Here is a 20,266-nt window from a genome sequence, read left to right on the forward strand (position 1 = left end):
TATAGCTTTTATTATTACACCAAACCTTTATAAAATGCTTGATCCTATATTTTTACAAAATAATTGGCCGTAAATCTTCGAGAATCCCCTCTTCTTCGGTAGCTCGTTGGATACTTTCACCAACGATGCGAACCATATCCTCTAATTGTTCCACAGTGGACGCCAATGGAGGCATGAGAATTACTACATCGCCGATAGGACGGCAAATAAGGCCTTGTTCACGGGCAAGAATAGCCACCTTAGCCCCTACCGCATCATTTGGACGATATGCTTCATGAGTGGCCACGTCTTTTTCAAGTTCAATGCCTACGATGAGACCTCGTTGACGAACCTCTTTCACATGTTTTAATTTTTCAATAGGTTTTAATGCATTGGTGAAAGCCTCGATTTTTTTAGGCAATCCTTCGATGACCTTCTCTTCGCGGAAAACTTTCAACGAAGCCAATGCAACGGCACAAGCCAAGGCATTACCTGTATAGGAGTGACCATGATAGAATGTTTTCTTTTCTTCAAAGGTACCGAGAAATGCATCAAATATGCGTTGTGTAGTCAATGTGGCAGCTAGAGGCATATAACCGCCAGTAATCCCTTTAGATAAGGTCATAAAGTCTGGAGCCACATCTTCGTGTTCGCAGGCAAAGAATTTACCAGTACGACCAAAGCCTGTTGCCACTTCATCGACAATGAGAAATACGTCATGTTTCGCAGTCAATTCACGAACCCGTTTCAAATAGCCATGAGGCATGACGAGCATGCCTGCTGCAGCTTGAACCAATGGTTCCATAACAAGAGCTGTGATTTCATCACCCTCTTCATTAAGGATGCGTTCTAATTCAGCCAAAGACTCATCGAAGGCTTTATCTCGATCTGCTACGTCGCGATATACGCCAGGGCTTGGCAATGTCAACGGTTTGAATAATAAATTATGGAATACTTGGTGGAATAATTGAATACCACCTACAGATACGGTGCCTAATGTATCCCCGTGATAGCCTGCATTAAGGGCAATGAACTTAGTTTTCTTTGTTTGTCCTACAAGTTGGCGATATTGGTAGGCCATCTTGATAGCAACTTCAATAGCCGTACTGCCATCATCGGATAAGAATACTTTATTTAAGCCTTCTGGCGCGAGCTCTACCAATTCTTTACACAACTGTGCAGATGGCGGGCTTACAAGACCGAGCAATGTGCTATGAGCAATCTTATCCACTTGTTCCTTCAAGGCTTGGTTTAATACAGGATGATTGTGTCCATGAATATTAACCCATAAGGAGGACACGCCGTCATAATACTTTTTACCGTTCTCATCGATGAGGTATACCCCCTCACCACGTTCGATTACTACTGGTTCTTGTGCTAACCAATCTTGCATTTGTGTAAATGGATGCCATACAAACTCATGGTCCCACTGTGCTGCTTGTGAAAGCTGTTTCTCTGCCATTTCGTCACCTCATACGTACAATTTTACAAACTATAACTCTCAATACCTATAATACTCAATTACTATAACAGTCTATTACCATAAATAATTAGTCTAAATTAAATTACAATATCTAACTACTATATACCTAATACTGTATTCCATACCTTCTTAGAATCCACAAAGGATCGAGCCCAACCAAGCTGAACCTTTTGAATATCTGGCCCTTGGTATGGCGGTACAACAGCTACTACAGGAATACCTGTGTATCGTTCCATATCCTCTACATTTGTTTTCAATAAGAATGGATCTACTGCCGTTGTATCATTTACGATGATAGCTTTCACCTCAATACCATGCATCTTCGCGTATTCACAAGTCAAAATCGCGCGGTTAATGGAGCCCAATCGTCCATCAGCTACAACGATGGCTGGTAATTTAATATCTTTCATTAAATCCGTGAATGTTTTATCGCCGTAAAGAGGTGTTGTAATACCACCAGCACCTTCTACAAAGGTTAGATCATAGCGATTAACAACATCTAATGTATGAGCTACTACACCATCATAATCGATTTCTATACCAGATAACTCTGCAGCAAGGCGGGGAGAAAAATCACCTGCGATAGCATACGGATTAACCTCATGACGACGAGATTCCGGAATGCCTGCAGAACGCATCAAATGCGTAGCATCCTTACTTTCAAGATCCACATTATAATTATCCTCATCCATCGTTACACATTCAGGAAAAGGTACCGCACTAGAGGACACTGGTTTAACCATACCAACCGCAAAACCATCATCTACAGCCATGGCCCCTAACAGCCCTGTCACAAACGTCTTGCCTACATCTGTATCTGTACCAATTATAGAAATACCTAACTGCTTCATACATGTCTCCTCTCAGCGATACTTAACGCCGCATAGGTTAACTAATTTATGTGAGTAAGTTTACAATCTAATTACAATATACAGCCAAACGGAATATATAGTCAACCTATTATTAGCGTTCAAGTTTACATTATTGTGACTCTATGGGGCCCATATGCATCTCTACATTTTAATTAAAAAGTAGTGTCCCTAACCTCCGTGCTCCATAGTAAACTAAGTCGCGCTTCGCTTAGGAACACTGCTTTTTATAACATTATCTCCGTACTAGTCCCATAGAGTCATAGACCGCCACTTTGAATACGCTAATAATAGGTTGGCTATTGGGGAAAAGAAAAAGAGTGATGACTTTAGTCCTCACTCTTTTTTACCTAAATGTAGTTATCTAATGGGCCCCAATTAATTTCTCTTTCCCCTCTTGATACGGCGAAATTACGCTAACGCGCTAATGGACATTCAGATTTGATGGGACTAATTCATATGTACAGTTGGAAAAAGGACGATAACTAACCGATTAGCGACTTAGCTCGCTTTGGAGCGTAGAGGTTAGTTATCGTCCTTTTTCACTTAAATGTACAAATCAACTTGGGACCCATCAAATCTCGGTTTATATTTCGAGGTAGCGGAATTCGCCTGTATCAGGATCCATCATCCCTCCATAGAATCCCATTCCTTTTGGGAATAGTGGGTGGTGACGCAAGAAGTTAACTGTATAGATTACATTGTCTTCAGAGATGTGGAAACGATCCATCCAATCAATAAGTCCTGGTTCGATCATGCGAATCGCATCTTCACTGATACCTTTTTCTTTCATGGACTCCATAAACGTTGTAGCAGAGAAATCAATCATGCCGCAGTTCTCATGGCCGATGACTAATACGTCTTCAATTTCCATACCATACGTAGCTACTAGCAAGCTTTGTACGATATTATCGATAGGTTGCGTTACACTATTACCGGCTGTTTTTATAACGATGATTTCACCACGGTTAAAACCTAATGCATCTTCTAGCATGCAGACTAAACGCGTATCCATACATGTGACAATACCTAGTTTTTTAGTAGGATGGCTTGTTAATCCTGCTTTTGGTAATTCTGGGTGGTTTTTCACATACTCTTTATTGGTTTCAATTATTTTTTTAATATCAATCATAAGGTACCTCATTTACATTTCTATCTATAAAATAGATTCTATTCATTATATACAATATATTCAATGAAAAACAAGAGATTTTCATCACATATAAATATTTATTATAACCTATATCCTTCATAAGAAATCCACAAAAATCGTATTAATTCAATATTTATAATTAATATTCATTTATTATACCTTTTATTCTTATATATTTATAAAAATGAATATACTGTATATTTCTTACATTACTAGTAGATTATAATTCCCCCAATATGGTACTATTAATACTATAGAAGAGAAACGCCACATGATACCACATATGACGTGAACTGTATGTACAGTAAGGAGGTTTTTATTATGGGTATCAATCAAAAAACATTGCCAGGCATTCTGCTCTGTGCAGTCCTCGCTATTCCTTGTTGGCTATTAGGCCTAGAGTTTCACCTTATCGGTAGTCCAATCTTTGCTATCATCTTGGGTATAATTATTGGCTCCGTATTCACATCTTGGAAGCGCGAAAAAACTGGTGCCGGCATTGGATTTACATCCAAAAAGATTTTACAATGGGCCGTTATTTTATTGGGCTTTGGCTTAAATATTACACAGATTTTACATGTAGGTTGGATTTCATTACCTGTCATCATTTCAACTATCGCTACATCCTTAATCGTGTCCTATGTTATCTATCGACTCACTCATATCGACTCTAATACAGCCGTACTTATCGGCGTAGGTTCCTCCATTTGTGGTGGTTCTGCTATCGCTGCAGCTGCACCAGTCATCAAGGCAGAGGATCAAGATATTGCCCAAGCAATCTCCGTTGTATTCTTCTTCAATGTAGTAGCAGCTTTTGTATTCCCTCCATTTGGTGATGCTATTGGTCTTTCCAATATGGGCTTTGGTCTATTTGCTGGTACCGCCGTAAACGATACATCCTCGGTAACAGCTACAGCTGCCGTATGGGATAGTATGAAAGGTACTGGTACACAAGTACTAGAATATGCGACAATCGTTAAATTAACACGTACCCTCGCTATTATTCCTATTTGTTTAGGTTTAGCAAGTTACCAAGTATATAAAGCAAAACAAAGTGCTGCTCAAGCTGATGGTAGCAGTGTTAGCATCGCTAAAATCTTCCCTAAATTTGTTTTATACTTTGTGATTTGTTCTCTTATTACAACAGTATTATCCTATGCGAATGTAGATATTCAATTCTTGAGTGTATTCAAAACTATTTCCAAATACTTTATTACAATGGCCATGGTTGCTATCGGACTTAATACTAATATCGTAAAATTGATAAAATCCGGTGGTTCTGCCCTTGCATTGGGTGCTTGTTGCTGGATTGCCATCACAGCAGTCAGCCTAGCTACACAACATATGATTGGTTTATGGTAAGAAATATACATACCTATTTTAATATGATATAATTGTATATAGTTAGAATAGTAATAACCCCTCCAGTAATGGAGGGGTTTCGTGCTACTATTCACCTTATTAGTACTTTATCATACTATAGTTAGGAGGGTTAACATGTACTTCTTACAAGGACTTCTTGTCGGTCTCGCAACATTTGCCCCTGTTGGCATGCAAAACCTCTTCATCATCAACACAGCATTGGTACAACCTATACGTCGTATCATATTGACCCTTATCATATTGGCACTATTTGATATGAGCCTCAGTACGGCAGCCTTCTTTGGTATCGGCGCCATTCTTGAAATGTGGCCGCTTACAAAGCTTATCGTACTCCTTTTTGGGGGCCTACTGATTGTGTACATGGGCTTTAATATATTCAGAACTGAACCAGATATGCACAATGTAAATACGAATATTCCAATTCGTAAAATTATCCTATCCGCTATCGCTGTATCCTGGGGGAATCCTCAAGCCGTTCTTGATGCAACTATGATGCTCGGCGCCTTTCAAGCTAATATACCTGAAGAAGGTATTTATTATTTCTTTGGAGGCTTCCTAGCTATGACCCCAATGTGGTTTGGAGCCTTGGCTGCCACCATGCATTTATTAGCTAAAAAAATAAAAATCACCCATATGGCGTGGATCAATCGCTTCTGTGGTGCAGTACTCGTCATTTATGGCATAAAATTATTCATCGATGGAGTCACAATGTTCTTAGAATATTTTAATTAAAATAACTTTAATACCGCAATCTATAGACAGTAAAGCCGTTAGCATATGCTAACGGCTTTTATATTGTAATTGTTTATTTGTTATATGACGATTAAATTTATTTTCCATAATCCGTCTTTGATACGTTAAAACTCTGCTAAAACTTGTTTAAACATTTCTCTAAAGGCTTCTACATAGGTGTTATTTTGATTTTGTTGCGATACAAAGTAGTAATTGCGCTCCATCGATTTACCATGGTTAGTTAATACCTTGCGCTCAATACCTGGCATGGAGTCGGTTAAATATTTAAAACGATCAAGCAGCAATAGTCCTTGTTGACCTGCTACTAAATAGCGCGCCTCCTCTAATGTACGAGCATATGCAAAGGCACCGGCATAACCAATGGCCTTACGATAATGTTCTTCCTCAGCTAGCGTATACTTACCGCGACAAACTAAGATAAGTGGTAAGTCATCAATAGTTTTAATTTCGACGCTACCTTCCTTTGTATAACCTTGTGGCACCTCAATTATGGTGATCGCCTTATCAATCAAAAAACTTTCATAATCATCAGATAAAATCTGCCACTGATCATTAAATATTACATCCACACGACGATCATCTAACATGCCATATAGTTCCTCATGGCTGCCACTATACATGCGGATATCTAGGTTTTTATAGCGTTTAGCCATGCGAATGACCGTTTGCTGCATAGCCATCCCACTATAGCGATTTAAATAGCCAATTCGTAAGCTAACACGTGCATCTGTACCAATGCGGGTTGTTTCTACCTTAATAGCGTGAAAGCGTTCTAGTAATTTTTTACCAGATCGATATAAATATTGCCCCGCTGGTGTTAGGTGAAAGCTTCGTTTTTCTCGTACCATCAGCTCCACGCCTAAACTCGTTTCAAGGGCTTTAATTTGTTGTGAAATAGCAGATTGAGACACATACTGCTCTGTCGCAGCTTGAGTAAAACTATTATTATCAACTACACACACAAAATACTCTAATTGTTTCAACAACATAACGATACACTCTCATCTCTCTTATAATTAGTAGCCTTACTCTATCTACTAGCCCACTACACAACATACACCAACCCCTCTCATTGGTATTTGCTACTCACATAATATTTTTCTACAACTACAACTACAACTATTATATTTCATTGAAAGCATCTTCACTATGATGAACTGCTTTCACGAGACATAACTAAATTACGGTATACAAACCAAGACGCCACAAAGAATATCGCTGCCGTAGACCAGAACACAGCACCATATCCAAAGGCACGCGCAATAATACCACTAATAACAGGGCCTAATACATTACCCATCATGGCTACACTAGATACGGCGCCAAAGACAATGCCGCGTCGCTCAATAGGGACAGCCTTGGATATCAGCGTATTTGCAATTGGCGTAATAAAGCCCATAAAGAATCCGGCTATAGCACGGAATATGCCTAGTCCCCATATACTAGGCATTAAGTATTGCAAAATAAATAAGGAGCCCACTGCCCATGTAGCAGTAAAGATAATACGAGGCATGGTCAATCGTTGTGTTACCTTACCGATTGAAATGGATGCTAAGGCACTGAATACACCAGCACCGAAGATAATAATACCAACAATAGTCGCCACAAACTCGTCAGTCATATGCATATAGTGCTTAATATATAACGGTAAAATAGGACCTATACCTGTAATACCAAAATTACACAAGAATAGCATTCCTACAAGGAGACGTACACGAGGTATAGATAAAAAATATTTAATCAGCGAAATTTCTGATACACTTTCATCCACCTTATGTTTGAACTGTAAATTGGGCATTAAGAAATAAATCCCTAACATACAAATCCCAGTCAATACAGAAAATACCAAAAATGGTGCACGATAACCTAAGAAGTCGGCCACAAGGCCACCCATGAGCGGTCCAAAGACGAGGCCCATAACCATAGACGCTTGGTATAAGCCCATTGCCCAAGGCACTTTATTCTCAGGTGTTATAAGGACAATAATAGCTAATCCTATCGGCACATAACCACCCACAACACCTTGCAAAATACGTAGAATCAATAATTGCATTGGCGTCTGTGTAAAAGCACAAGCTCCAACAGTAATCATCAGAATAAACAATATGAGCATCATCACCTTACGAGGGCCCCATTGATTTGCCTTACGAGACCAATAAGGTGCACTAAGTGCTACCATTAAAGGTGTAACCCCAGATACAATCCCTGCCCACATAGCCGCCTGTCCTTGATCATGAAGTCCCAGCTCAGCCAAAAACAAAGGAATAAACGAAACCACCCCTATAATGGTTATACCGCCACCAACCTGTATGGTACAGATTAGGTATATAATTCGTTTCCAAGAAGAATCCATAGTGACCTTCTTTCTTATTTGAGATTATCTAGAAAGGTAATATATACATATTAATAATGTCTAAAAATAAGCTAAAACATAATAAATGTTTATAATACTAATTTACCCTAACCCTCACAATAACAAACAGCATATACTTACACAAATCCGTAAAGTATATACGTATACTCCTATTGTATCGTAAAGAATAAAAAAAGACCATCTCTTCCACATATAAAGGGTAGAGATGGTCTCTTTTTAGTTCTATGATTATACGACTTTTATAAGAATAAAAGTACGTATACATCATTTATTTTTGTTTGAACATCCAATAGATGTAGTAAATAACAAGTGCATACGTCACTACATCAAATACAGGTAAGAATGGTACCATTTTAGACAAACGTCCAAAACCATGAACATGAATATTTGCTGCAATGATAGCAATAAGGTTCAAACGATGAATCCAGATTGCTTTTTTACGAGATACAGATTTTGCCATATTGCCTACCCAAGGCGTTAAGTACAATACGGCAAAGATAAGAGCAATAAACATGGCTCCAAGGGAGATATAACCGCCCCAGAATCCTAAGAAGGACTTCAATGCTTTCAAGAAGTATACATACCAATGTGCACATACAAGAACAACACTAACGATACCTACGATGCGATGAACTTCAAACATTTCTTTTGGATTATATCGTTTGATAAACCATTTTGGTTTTGTTGCAATATATGTTAATACAAGCCATGCAACATAAGGAATAAGACCTAAGTGAACCTTCCAGTTACCAAATGGTCTACCACCTGTTACATAACCATATTCCACCATGCCCATAAATATTAAGGATAAAACTGCAATCCATATTAAAATATGGTATTTACTCTTAAACTGTTTTTTTACTACTTCTACCATATAAACCTCACTATTTCTTATACAAACTACCAGTATATATCTAGTTGGCCTAATGTAGCATGCTAACAATTTCAATCCACATAGCATTCTACTTAGAACTTAAAACTAATTAGTTATTAAATCCAGATCCATCCTAAAATTAGAACTAGAATTTGAAGTTGAGGTCTGCACGGTAGAAATCATTTACACGGTTACCATCTTGTGTTTTCGCATGGAAGCCATAGTATGTATTAATACCAATATTTTTCTCTGGTGCGTAAGATGCACCTAATTGCCATGCTTTATAACCTTCATACCGTGTTTTCTTTAATAAGTCATTAGATTCATATTTTTGCGTTTTAAATACAGGTGCATTTTTAGCTTGATCAAAGTAATCTAAGCGGATAACCCAAGAGTTTTTCTTGTTAATTTTATAATCGCCCCATTTAACGCCTACGTTCCAAACATCGGAATCACTCAAGCCAGATGCTTTTACCCACTCGCCATCAATACCGAATTTACCAACATTATATTTAGCATTAAAGCCATATACATTATCGAATTCGTTATTTTTCTTGCCATTACCCATTCGTACATTTGTTGTACCTACATGAGCAAACATACCGCCAAAGCTAAAGCGATCATTAACAGCTACATGGGCATTAACAAGACCTACATCACCATTATCAGCTTTACTAGTCTTAGCAAAACGGCCTGCTGTCATATAACCATATGCACCATTTAATGTAACTTTATCACCTAGCTTCGCTGTAGCGCCTACACCATCAAAGTTAGAGCTATAAATCAAGCCACCACCAAATTTTTGGGTATAACGACCAGCATCAACTACAACATTTTTACCGAATTTATGCTCTACATATGCTAAATCCCAATTAGCTTGAGCATCTTTAGAACTATCACCTAGTTCAATAGAGCCTGTTGTAATACGAGCTTTTACAGATGTATTTTTATTAACCTTTGCATCTAGGCCTAAACGTACACGGGCTGTAAGTTTATCTTCGTAATCATAACCATCGATACCCTCTTTACCGATGTAATTGATACGAGCATCACCAGTAACCTTTACATTGCCTACGCGATCTTCTAATTTTGCAACACGTACACCAAGTGTATTCAACTCATTAGAAAACTCATCGGCCAAACGATTCAACAATGCTTGTTGTTCAGCATTTGCACGATCTTGATTAGCCATGCCTTTCGCAATCATTTGAGCCATTTCGTAACGAGTAATGTTATTTTGACCTTTGAAAGTACCATCAGGATAACCATTGATAATACCAGCTGTAGCCAATTGATCTACTGCTTGGTAAGCCCAGCTATCGGACGGCACATCGGAAAACGGGTTAACAGCAAAAGCTGTAGCTACACCCATCACAGCTGCTACTGCAAAAGCACTAGTCATTTTACGTTTCATCATAATAAACCTCACATACTAAAAATAAAAATGAGTAGATAATGAATATATGAACTTAATTATCATTATCATACATAATACAGAAATAATAACAACTTTCATTAACAGAGTAAAGAGAAAATGTATATCAATCTCATAATCATATATACCTTTAACTAATAATATGGCCTATTTAATTTCCTAAGTAATAAAAATATAACGAAAAAATCCCTTCTGTATAATACAGAAGGGATTTGTAAGTATCTTATTATTTCTTTTTAAACATCAAATAGATGCAGTAAAGAACAAGACCGTATGTAATGATATCAAAGACTTGTAAGAATGGTACCATTTTAGAAATACGATTAAAACCATGAATATGGATATCCGCAGCAACTAATGCTACAAGATTTAATCGATGAAGCCAAATACCCACATTACGACCAGATGGCGTAACTTTTCTAAGTTTTGGTGTTAAGAACGCGAGGCCAGAAATAGTACCAATACCAAAAGCAGTAAGAGCCACATAGCCACCCCACCAACCAAGGATGGATTTAGCAGCTTTACCGAAATAGAGGTATAAATGGAATGCAATAACAGCTACAGTAGCAATACCTAAAGCGCGGTGTACCTTATACATATCACCTAAATTATAGCGGCTTGTAAACCATTTAGGACGAGTGGCCAAATAAGTCATCACAATCCACGTACACCAAGGTACAAGACCTGTATAGACTTTATAGTTGCCGAAGGCACGACCACCTACGATATAACCCCACTCCAATAAACCGATCATAATTAAGGAGAATACTGCAATCCATATAAAGATATGGTAAATACTCTTATACTGTTTCGTTTCCACTTGATTCATCATAAACCTCTCTAACATAATTCCTGAAATGCCAATTTTACTTAATATATTTTATCATTTAAGTCGAGATTTGTAGATTGCTTTTATTAGATAGGTACCATTCATTATAAGAATAATTCTAATTTAGTCTTTTATTCTAACTATATACACAACTCCGAAGTATTTTGTAAAAATAGGTAATTCAATCAGAAATAATGTTATGTTATGTTATGTTATGTCATGTTAAGTTAAATTATGTTATCTAAACTACGCTAACCAAAATTAGCAAATAAAAGCCCCTTGTATTGATTAGCATAAACTAATATCAATACAAGGGGCTAAGATTAATTTGTCATATTATAAAGGACGTACAAATCAATCATCATCCTAATTATTTTTCGTCTCGTTTACGATATACAATGAACGGACGTGTTAAGTAGTTGAGTGGAACACTCAAGCAATGTACCAAACGGCTGAATGGGAAGATAATAGCTACTACCATCCAAGCCAACATGTGGAATTTAAACATGAATGGTACACCTTCCATCAAGGATGGATCTGGCATAAAGGATAGCAAGCTACGGAACCAAGGGCCGATAGATACGCGGTAATCAAAGAAACCGGATGCATTAAGCAATGTACCAGCCATACCACTGAAAATAGCTAATGTTAAGAACAAATATAACCATTTATCAAGACCAGATGTGTTAACTTTCATAGCAGGCACAGTAAAGCGACGTTTCATCAAAAGCAAGAAGCCTACGATAAAGATAATACCAGCTACAGCACCCATGTATAAAGCACCTTCATGGTACAAATGGTCATTAATACCGATTGCAGCAGTCCAAGTTTTAGGGATTAACACACCTACTACGTGACCACCGATAACGCAAAGCAAGCCAAAGTGAAACAATGGATTGGCAATGCGCAATTGTTTTTTCTCTAAAAATTCACTCGATTTTGTAGTCCAGTTTCTTTCAAAGTAGAAGAAACGAACCAAAGTACCTACGATTAAGAAGGTGAAAGCGATGTAAGGCAAAGCGCCCCAAAGGAATAGATTCATCGTGCACCGTCCTCCAATCCATTTGCAACAGACAAGATAATATCAAACAAGAATGCATAAGGCAATTTAGCCTCAATGAAGCGTTCTCTAATGTATTCCAATTTTGGCTTACAATAGTCGTAAATTTCTTTTGCTTTTTCATCATCGATAACGGCACAAAGTTCGAGAAGTGCTGGAATATAATCAGGCATTTCTTTTGGCAAATCATAGTCGTTTTCGAGGAAGAAAGCTTTAAATTTTACGAGTTCTTCCGCTTGTTCCCCTGTACCTTGTAACTCATACGTCGATAAATACATAGTTGTATTTTGACTAAAATCAAAGGTACGAACATATTGGTCTTCAAATTCTTTTTTATCGGATTCCTCTACATAGTCGAAGAATTCTAATAAACCTTGGCGAAGTTGAGGATGCCCAACGGATTGGGCGTCCTCTCTCCATTCAGGTAATTCGTTATACCATTGTTCATCAGGATAGCGTAGAAGAAATGACGCAATAAGAGCGATTTTCTGAGCATCCTTCATTATTGACATCCCCCTGTAGGGCAAGCAAAGCCGCGATTTTGTTGCATTTCTAGGCGACCTTCGCGAGATACTTTAACATCAGATGGGATAACAAAGCGATCATTGTATTTGGACAATGCCAACAATTTATACATAGCGTACATTTGATCTTCTGTTAAATCAACTTTGTGTTCGATAGGACCATCACCTGTTTCACGACGGCGCATGTATTCACGCATGTCGAGAACACGTTGCAATGTACGAGCTAAGATTTCTGTGTTACCTGCTGTAAACAGATTAGCTAAGTACTGTACAGGCACGCGCATTTCGTGTGCATCTGGCAAGTATACATCAGATGTTACACGTTGCAAGATTGGGCTGAGTGGTGGCACATACCAAACCATTGGCAATGTACGGTACTCAGGATGCAATGGCAATGCCACGCCCCATTCTTTTACAAGTTTGTATACAGGAGATTTTTGAGCTGCTTTAATCCATGCTTCGGAGATACCTTCTGCACGAGCTGCTTTGATAACCTCAGGATCATGAGGATCCAAGATTAACTCTACTGTATTTTCGTAAATATCTTGTTCATTTTTTGTAGCTGCCATTTCTTCGACTTTGTCCATGTCGTAGAATACAACACCTACGTAGCGCATACGACCTACGCATGTTTCAGCACAGATTTGAGGCAAGCCATTTTCCAAACGTGGGTAACAGAATACGCATTTTTCAGCTTTATTTGTTTCCCAGTTGTAGAAGATTTTTTTGTATGGGCAAGATGGAACACAATGTCTCCAACCGCGACATACGTCTTGAGATACAAGAACTACACCATCTTCATCGCGTTTGTAGATTGCGCCAGATGGACATGCAGCTACACATGCAGGGTTCAAGCAGTGGTTACAAAGACGTGGCAAGTAACGCATGAATACTTCTTCGTAGTCAAATACGATATCTTCGCCCATCTTAGCCAAGTTCACATCGGAACGAGCATGTTGACCACCTGCTAAATCGTCATCCCAGTTAGGGCCCCAAGTAACTTCCATTTTTTGTTTAGTCACAAGAGAGCGAGGACGAGCAACTGGTTGGTTGTTTTTACGACCACCATGAATCAATGTTTCATAGTCATATGTCCAAGGTTCGAAGTAATCCTTCAATTCTGGTTGTTCAGGATGGAAGAATAATTTCATCAAACGGTTTGTTTTAGAACCTGTAGAAAGAGCCAATTTACCAGAATTATCTAATGTCCAGCCGCCTTTCCATTTTTCTTGGTCTTCCCAATGACGTGGGTAACCTACGCCTGGGCGAGTTTCCACGTTATTGAAGTACATATATTCCGCGCCTTCGCGGTTCGTCCATGTATTTTTACAAGTGATAGAGCATGTATGACAACCCAAACACTTATCCAAATTTAGGACCATAGATACTTGAGCCTTAATCTTCAAGCCAATCTACCTCCTTCATTTTACGAGCCACAATTGTCATATCACGTTGGTTACCAGTTGGGCCATAGTAGTTAAAGCCATAGCTCAATTGGCCATAACCGCCGATCATGTGTGTCGGTTTCATGTGAATATGAGTTGGTGCATTATGCGTACCACCGCGTTGTTTCTTAACCTTCGCGCCAGGAACGTTGATGTGACGGTCTTGGGAATGATGCATATAGGAAATACCGCGAGGAATACGTGGGGAAACTACAGCACGAGCTGCAACGATACCGTTTTTGTTGAAAGCTTCTACCCAATCATTATCTTTAACGTCAATTTCTGCTGCATCATCTTCGTTGAGCCAAATTGTTTGACCACCACGGAACAATGTCAACATTTGTTGGCTATCGAAATACATACTATGTGTAGACCACTTATGATGTGGTGTTAAGTATTTCAATGTGATTTCAGGGATACCTTCTTGTTTGTAGTCACCTTGTACTGGTTTATAGGACAATACAGGTTTGTACAACGCCATAGCTTCACCGTAATCACGCATCATTTCATGGTCACAATAGAAGGATTGACGACCTGTTACGGTACGGAATGGTACTTTATCTTCTGTAGATGTTGTAAATGGAGAGTAACGACGGTTTTTATCGTTCTTACCAGTACTTGTTACAGAGCTAATGATGAAGCGTGGTTGGCGAACCATATCATCGAAAGTAATTTTTTCTTGTTCGCGACCTTTTGCGTTCTTTTCAAGACCAGAAAGACCTGTTTTTTCTTCCATAGCTTTCCAAGAGCGAACAGCCAATTTACCATTTGTACAAGAAGATAATGTTAATACAACATTACAAGCTTCCTTACATTCGTAAATGCTAGGACGGCCATGAGAAATGAATTCTGGATTATCGATGATACCATTTTGATCATATAATGTCTTGTATTCATCAGATACATCCCACGCCATGCCATGAGCACCCATTTTATTTTCGATATTAGGTCCCAACGCAATGTATTTTTCAAAGATTTTACTGTAATCACGTTTTACATGAACAAGGTTCGGCATTGTTTTACCAGGAATTGGTTCACATTCGCCTTTGCTCCAGTCAAGAACCTTACCTTCTGGTTGTGCCACTTCACCTGGGCTGTCATGACCAAGAGGTAATGCTACGATATCTTCATATTCTGTGAAGCCAGACTCTTTCGCTACGCGAGATACTGTTTCTGCAAGGGTACGGAATGTATCCCAGTCAGATTTAGTTTCCCATGCGCAATCAACAGCTGCTTGGAATACGTGTACATATGGATGCATGTCTGTAGAAGACAAGTCTTCTTTTTCATACCATGTAGCAGCTGGGAATACGATATCAGAGTATAAGCCTGTAGAAGCCATACGGAAGTCGATATCGATTAAGAGGTCAAGCTTACCAGCTTCATCTGCTTCGCGCCATTTGATTTCTTCTGGTTTTACTGGTGCATCATCATCTTCAAGAACACCATGTTTTGTACCAAGTAAATGTTTTAAGAAATATTCATGGCCTTTAGAGGAAGAACCGATAAGGTTTGCACGCCATACAAACAAGTTGCGTGGGTGGTTTTCTTTAGCCGCTGGATCTTCTACGCAGAATTGTAATTCTTTGTTTTTCAATGCTTGCGCCACATATTGATTGATTTCTGCTTCTGTACCAGCACCTGCTGCACGAGCATCGTTAATCAATTCTTGGCTACCTTTATTGAAAGTAGGGTAAGATGGCAACCAACCTAAACGTGCAGCCAATACGTTGTAATCACCAGGGTGACGGTAACGAGGTTTAGCTAATTTAGACACGCGGTCTGCCAAATCGATGCAATCAGAACGATATTGTTCTGTAGCAAAGTAGAACCAAGATGTACCATTTTGCAAACGAGGAGCTTTACTCCAGTCGTTAGCTGTCATGATACCGCCCCAGCCTTCAACAGGACGAAGTTTTTCTTGACCTACGTAGTGAGCCCAGCCACCACCGTTAACACCTTCTGTACCACAGAACATGATGAGGTTCAAGATTGTGCGGTAAATGATATCTGCATGGTACCAGTGGTTAATACCACCACCCATGATAATCATGGAGCGACCTTTAGTTTTTTCTGCATTATCTGCAAATTCACGAGCTGTAGCAATAGCGATATCTGCTTTTACGCCAGTGATTTTTTCTTGCCATGTAGGTGTGTAAGGAGTGTCATCAGTGTAAGCTTTAGCCACTTCACCGCCGATACCACGATCGATACCATAGTTAGCAAGAATGAGGTCATATACAGTAGTTACTTTTACAGGACCATCAACAGTTTGTACTGTAATCGTTGGAATAGCACGTTCAATAACGCCTTCGTGTTCTTCATCGCCAAAGTATGGCAAATTAACAACAGTTACATCTTCACGTTGATCAAATACGGATAAACGAGGGTCAATTTTAGCCCCTGTATCGCGGTTTTCAAGACGCAAATTCCATTTTTGAGGGTTCGTGTGACGTTCACCCATCGTACCATTAGGAACAACGATTTCATTTGTAAGTTCATCGATCAATACCATTTGGAAGTCAGCGCCTTCTTCTTGGCGACCTAAGTCCTTAGCATTCAAGAAACGGCCTGGTTGTACAGTGCCATTGATATCTTCAACGCGTACAAGGAATGGCATATCAGTAAACTCTTTTGCATACTCTTTGAAGTATGGAGTTTCTTTATCGATGTAATATTCTTTTAAGATAACGTGACCCATTGCCATAGCAAGAGCCGCATCAGTGCCGGCTTTTACATTGAGCCATGCGTCGGAAGAAGTTGTAGATTCCGCATAGTCAGGGGATACGGATACAACTTTTGTACCTTTGTAACGAACCTCTGTTAAGAAGTGAGCATCTGGGGTACGAGTCAATGGTACATTGGAACCCCAAGTCATGATGTAACCAGCATTGTACCAGTCACCAGATTCAGGAGTATCTGTTTGTTCACCCCAAACTTGAGGGCTAGAAGGTGGCAAATCGGCATACCAGTCATAGAAGGACAATGGTGTACCACCCATTAAGTTAAGGAAACGAGCACCTGCTGCATAGGACAACATGGACATCGCTGGGATTACAGAGAAGCCTGCGTTGCGGTCAGGGCCGTATGTTTTTGCTGTATATAATAAGGATGCAGCAGTAATTTCTGTTGCTTCATCCCATGTGGAGCGCACAAAGCCACCCATACCACGGGCAGATTTGTATTTTTTCGCTTTTTCAGGATCTTCTACGATAGATTTCCAAGCTTCAATTGGGTTCTTAGCATTCTTTTTCGCTTCTCTCCAAAGCTCAGCCAATTCACCGCGTACATAAGGATATTTTACGCGCAATGGGCTATAGAGATACCAAGAGAATGTCGCACCACGAGGGCACCCACGTGGTTCGTAATCCGGCATATCATCTGGTGTTTCAGGGTAGTCAATAGCCTGATTTTCCCATGCAACAACACCATTTTTTACGTAAATATTCCAGCTACAAGAACCAGTACAGTTTACGCCATGCGTTGTACGGACAACTTTATCGTAAGACCAACGGTCACGATAAAAATTTTCCCACTCGCGACCGCCATCTTCAGTTATTTGATGGCCGCTTGGAGATACGTTCTTCTTGCGAAGAAACTTAAACTTTTGAGACAACAAGCTCATCTCGTGTCCTCCTTCAAAACTACAAAAAAATCCCTTGTGCTAGCTGAGCTAACACAAGGGAGAGAATCCTGTTATTCGATATTACTAATATTAGGGTCTATATTATCAACCTCTAAATCAAGCAACCCGATTAAAGCGTCAAAATCACAGATTACTAGATGGTGTTTATCATAGGCTACATAGCCCAACTTACGCAACTCACTTAGCATGCGATTTAAACTTTCTCTTGATGTGGCAGCAAATTCAGCCAACTCTTGATTTGTTAGGGCGATATCGATAAAGATACCATCCTCGCGCTCTACACCATAACTATTGGCTAAGCGCAACAAGGTAGAATAAAATGCTCCCTTCTTGCCATATAGTAGCAAGTCTCGGTATTTTGCCTGTTGACGTCGCATATGTAATGTATAGATCTTCATCATTGCAATAGCCAATGAATGGTCTTTTGCAATAGCGTTCTCTAATACATCATAGCGAATGGAATAAACAGAGCAATCCTCCCGAGCGATGGCGTTGAACACATACGTTCTTGTGTTCTCCTCATACAACGGAACCTCACCAATTACATTATTCGGACCTACGAGACGCAATGCAAAAATGTGCCCACTAGATTCGAACTTCTTAATGCTCATTCTACCTTTTAACACTACGTAAAAGTGTTCTGCCTTGTCCCCCTCGTGGAAGAGAAAATCACCTTTTTTAAGATGGAGTTCCTCGCCCGGCAAAGCTAGTAATTGGTTAATTAAATTTTCATCCATACCTTCACTACTCCATTGTACTTTTAAAATAAAATCCATTAGTTATACTAATCTATTTATAGTAAAAGTACATGTATTATATACTTTTTTGTATATATAAGATTATTATAACTTATTAATTTCAGAATATGTGTGTTTTTCATCACATTCACAAAAAATTTTCCAATATATAATATATTTGTGATATAAGACATTGAAAATTTATGTGATACAATAATTATAACGCAGTTCTTTCAGTTAATCGAATATTTTCTATAGTTTTTATTATAGATTGCAATATTCATATACAAAGGACCCTATTTGTATCTTCCTTGTCTTCATTGCATGTATAGTTTTTCAGTAAGGAGAAGTTCAAAATGAGCGAACTAAAAATGCCTCAAGTAGGGGCAAGCCGTAGCGAAATTGTGGCTAATTGGCAACCAGATAATCCAGAATTTTGGGAAAAGTTTGGTAAAAAAATTGCTAAACAAAACTTGGTTATCTCCACAATCGCACTAACACTTTCATTCTGCGTATGGTACTTGTGGGCAACCATTGCAGCACAGCTTAACGGCGCAGGCTTTAATTTCACAACAGATCAATTATTTACATTAGCTGCCTTGCCAGGTCTTGTAGGTGCTACATTACGTTTTGTATATACCTATATGCCAGCATTGATTGGTGGTAAAAACTGGACATTTATCTCCACACTTATTTTATTAGTTCCTGTTGTATGGCTTGGCTTTGCTGTTCAAGATACAACAACTTCTTACATGACATTCATGATCTTAACTGCCCTTATCGGTTTAGCGGGCGCCAACTTCTCATCCTCCATGGCGTACATTGGCAACTTCTTCCCTAAATCCGAAAAAGGTACGGCTCTTGGTATCAACGGCGGTGTTGGTAACCTTGGTATCTCTGTAATCTACTTCTTAGCTCCATTCGCTATGGGTTCCGCTGCATTAGGTAGCGTATTCGGTGTAACACCAGCTATCATCAAAGGTAATGCAGTTTACCTTGCCAATGCTGCTTTTATGTGGATCGTACCTCTCGTTGTTATCCTTGCATTGATGACACGTTTCATGGATAACTTGCCATTAGAAAAACCAAATCCTAAAAACCTGGTACAAATCTTTGGTAATAAACACACTTGGGCACTTACATTGTTATATACATGTTCCTTCGGTGCTTTCTCTGGTTATGCAGCAGCACTTGGCCTATTAGTAGGTAAAGAATTCCCTGAAGTTCCATTTGCTTCTATCGCATTCGTAGGTCCACTCGTAGCAGGTGCGCTTCGCCCTGTAGGTGGTTGGTTAGCCGATAAAATCAACAGCGGTACAAAGGTTACCTTTGTTAGCCTCATCGGCTTATGTGCAACAACTGCATTGATTGCAGTTGGCGTAGATATGCACAACTTCCCATTCTTCTTCGCTATGTCCGTATTGACATTCGTATGCTGTGGTTTCGCAACTGGTGCTACATTCCGTATGATTCCTCACGTATTCGGCAATCCATTGCTTTCCTCTTTAATCACAGGTTTCGTTGCTGCCGTAGCTGCATACGGTGCCTTCATTACACCTAAAATCTTCGGTTTTGTATATTCCATGTTTGGCAATATTCACCCAGCCTTTGCTGTATTATTAGCCTTCAACATCGTAACTGTAGCAGTATGCTACTGGTTCTACGTACGTCCAGATGAAACCGCCGGAACCCGGCGCCGTTCTGGGCGGAGCGGAAGGTGGC

General features: G+C 39.2%; 16 protein-coding genes. 3 read left to right on the plus strand and 13 right to left on the minus strand.

Annotated features, from left to right (window positions below; genetic code table 11):
* Positions 1 to 52 precede the first annotated feature (52 nt).
* From bioA to Q7P05_RS02645, 3 genes are all read right to left on the minus strand, one after another.
* On the minus strand, positions 53 to 1,441 hold the full coding sequence (gene bioA, locus Q7P05_RS02635) for an adenosylmethionine--8-amino-7-oxononanoate transaminase (RefSeq protein ID WP_129823610.1): 1,389 nt from the start codon (positions 1,439 to 1,441) through the stop codon (positions 53 to 55).
* A gap of 119 nt (positions 1,442 to 1,560) precedes the next feature.
* On the minus strand, positions 1,561 to 2,313 hold the full coding sequence (gene bioD / locus Q7P05_RS02640; RefSeq protein WP_005387661.1) for a dethiobiotin synthase: 753 nt from the start codon (positions 2,311 to 2,313) through the stop codon (positions 1,561 to 1,563).
* Between the two features lie 604 nt (positions 2,314 to 2,917).
* Complete coding sequence (locus Q7P05_RS02645; RefSeq protein ID WP_060923912.1) at positions 2,918 to 3,463, minus strand: carbonic anhydrase; 546 nt, start codon at positions 3,461 to 3,463, stop codon at positions 2,918 to 2,920.
* 342 nt (positions 3,464 to 3,805) lie between these two features.
* On the opposite strand from Q7P05_RS02645, the gene Q7P05_RS02650 reads away from it, so the two are divergent.
* Positions 3,806 to 4,846 carry a YeiH family protein gene (locus Q7P05_RS02650; RefSeq protein WP_227721197.1) on the plus strand — a complete coding sequence of 347 codons (1,041 nt, stop codon included), beginning with the start codon at positions 3,806 to 3,808 and terminating at the stop codon, positions 4,844 to 4,846.
* Between the two features lie 135 nt (positions 4,847 to 4,981).
* Positions 4,982 to 5,599 (plus strand): LysE/ArgO family amino acid transporter, encoded by a 618-nt coding sequence (locus Q7P05_RS02655; protein WP_060923914.1) that lies wholly within the window; start codon positions 4,982 to 4,984, stop codon positions 5,597 to 5,599.
* 125 nt (positions 5,600 to 5,724) lie between these two features.
* On the opposite strand, the gene Q7P05_RS02660 is transcribed toward Q7P05_RS02655, so the two are convergent.
* From Q7P05_RS02660 to Q7P05_RS02705, 10 genes are all read right to left on the minus strand, one after another.
* Positions 5,725 to 6,609, minus strand: coding sequence for a LysR family transcriptional regulator (locus tag Q7P05_RS02660; RefSeq protein WP_060923915.1), 885 nt, complete (start codon positions 6,607 to 6,609; stop codon positions 5,725 to 5,727).
* Positions 6,610 to 6,767: 158 nt separating this feature from the next.
* Entirely contained in the window at positions 6,768 to 7,973 is a 1,206-nt protein-coding gene (locus Q7P05_RS02665) for an MFS transporter (RefSeq protein WP_303883552.1), read from the minus strand.
* Positions 7,974 to 8,262: 289 nt separating this feature from the next.
* Positions 8,263 to 8,868, minus strand: a complete 606-nt coding sequence (locus Q7P05_RS02670) for a hypothetical protein (RefSeq protein WP_303930285.1) — start codon at positions 8,866 to 8,868, stop codon at positions 8,263 to 8,265.
* Positions 8,869 to 9,013: 145 nt separating this feature from the next.
* Complete coding sequence (locus Q7P05_RS02675) at positions 9,014 to 10,285, minus strand: putative porin (RefSeq protein ID WP_303930287.1); 1,272 nt, start codon at positions 10,283 to 10,285, stop codon at positions 9,014 to 9,016.
* 244 nt (positions 10,286 to 10,529) lie between these two features.
* The gene (locus Q7P05_RS02680) at positions 10,530 to 11,132 is read right to left on the minus strand and encodes a hypothetical protein (protein ID WP_303930294.1); all 603 of its coding nucleotides are present in this window, start codon (positions 11,130 to 11,132) and stop codon (positions 10,530 to 10,532) included.
* Positions 11,133 to 11,502: 370 nt separating this feature from the next.
* Positions 11,503 to 12,174, minus strand: a complete 672-nt coding sequence (gene narI / locus Q7P05_RS02685; RefSeq protein WP_105081540.1) for a respiratory nitrate reductase subunit gamma — start codon at positions 12,172 to 12,174, stop codon at positions 11,503 to 11,505.
* Complete coding sequence (gene narJ, locus Q7P05_RS02690; protein WP_005381454.1) at positions 12,171 to 12,695, minus strand: nitrate reductase molybdenum cofactor assembly chaperone; 525 nt, start codon at positions 12,693 to 12,695, stop codon at positions 12,171 to 12,173. The genes narI and narJ overlap by 4 nt, the downstream gene beginning before the upstream one ends.
* Positions 12,695 to 14,122, minus strand: coding sequence for a nitrate reductase subunit beta (gene narH / locus Q7P05_RS02695; RefSeq protein ID WP_077708023.1), 1,428 nt, complete (start codon positions 14,120 to 14,122; stop codon positions 12,695 to 12,697). The genes narJ and narH overlap by 1 nt, the downstream gene beginning before the upstream one ends.
* Entirely contained in the window at positions 14,112 to 17,786 is a 3,675-nt protein-coding gene (locus Q7P05_RS02700; RefSeq protein WP_303930290.1) for a nitrate reductase subunit alpha, read from the minus strand. The genes narH and Q7P05_RS02700 overlap by 11 nt, the downstream gene beginning before the upstream one ends.
* 71 nt (positions 17,787 to 17,857) lie before the next feature.
* Positions 17,858 to 18,544, minus strand: coding sequence for a Crp/Fnr family transcriptional regulator (locus Q7P05_RS02705; protein WP_105090077.1), 687 nt, complete (start codon positions 18,542 to 18,544; stop codon positions 17,858 to 17,860).
* A gap of 356 nt (positions 18,545 to 18,900) precedes the next feature.
* Between Q7P05_RS02705 and Q7P05_RS02710 the strand changes: the two genes are divergently transcribed.
* Positions 18,901 to 20,266, plus strand: a 1,366-nt coding sequence (locus Q7P05_RS02710; RefSeq protein WP_303930291.1) for an MFS transporter, incomplete at its 3' end; no start/stop codon positions are given.

Origin of the sequence: Veillonella dispar (genome assembly GCF_937975875.1) — a bacterium.
In the GTDB taxonomy this organism is placed as follows: Bacteria; Bacillota; Negativicutes; order Veillonellales; family Veillonellaceae; genus Veillonella; species Veillonella dispar_B.

Coding starts and splice junctions, on each gene's coding strand:
- bioA (WP_129823610.1), bottom strand. CDS start 1,441: ATGGCAGAGAAACAGCTTTCACAAGCAGCACAGTGGGACCATGAGTTT.
- bioD (WP_005387661.1), bottom strand. CDS start 2,313: ATGAAGCAGTTAGGTATTTCTATAATTGGTACAGATACAGATGTAGGC.
- Q7P05_RS02645 (WP_060923912.1), bottom strand. CDS start 3,463: ATGATTGATATTAAAAAAATAATTGAAACCAATAAAGAGTATGTGAAA.
- Q7P05_RS02650 (WP_227721197.1), top strand. CDS start 3,806: ATGGGTATCAATCAAAAAACATTGCCAGGCATTCTGCTCTGTGCAGTC.
- Q7P05_RS02655 (WP_060923914.1), top strand. CDS start 4,982: ATGTACTTCTTACAAGGACTTCTTGTCGGTCTCGCAACATTTGCCCCT.
- Q7P05_RS02660 (WP_060923915.1), bottom strand. CDS start 6,609: ATGTTGTTGAAACAATTAGAGTATTTTGTGTGTGTAGTTGATAATAAT.
- Q7P05_RS02665 (WP_303883552.1), bottom strand. CDS start 7,973: ATGGATTCTTCTTGGAAACGAATTATATACCTAATCTGTACCATACAG.
- Q7P05_RS02670 (WP_303930285.1), bottom strand. CDS start 8,868: ATGGTAGAAGTAGTAAAAAAACAGTTTAAGAGTAAATACCATATTTTA.
- Q7P05_RS02675 (WP_303930287.1), bottom strand. CDS start 10,285: ATGATGAAACGTAAAATGACTAGTGCTTTTGCAGTAGCAGCTGTGATG.
- Q7P05_RS02680 (WP_303930294.1), bottom strand. CDS start 11,132: ATGAATCAAGTGGAAACGAAACAGTATAAGAGTATTTACCATATCTTT.
- narI (WP_105081540.1), bottom strand. CDS start 12,174: ATGAATCTATTCCTTTGGGGCGCTTTGCCTTACATCGCTTTCACCTTC.
- narJ (WP_005381454.1), bottom strand. CDS start 12,695: ATGAAGGATGCTCAGAAAATCGCTCTTATTGCGTCATTTCTTCTACGC.
- Q7P05_RS02700 (WP_303930290.1), bottom strand. CDS start 17,786: ATGAGCTTGTTGTCTCAAAAGTTTAAGTTTCTTCGCAAGAAGAACGTA.
- Q7P05_RS02705 (WP_105090077.1), bottom strand. CDS start 18,544: ATGGATGAAAATTTAATTAACCAATTACTAGCTTTGCCGGGCGAGGAA.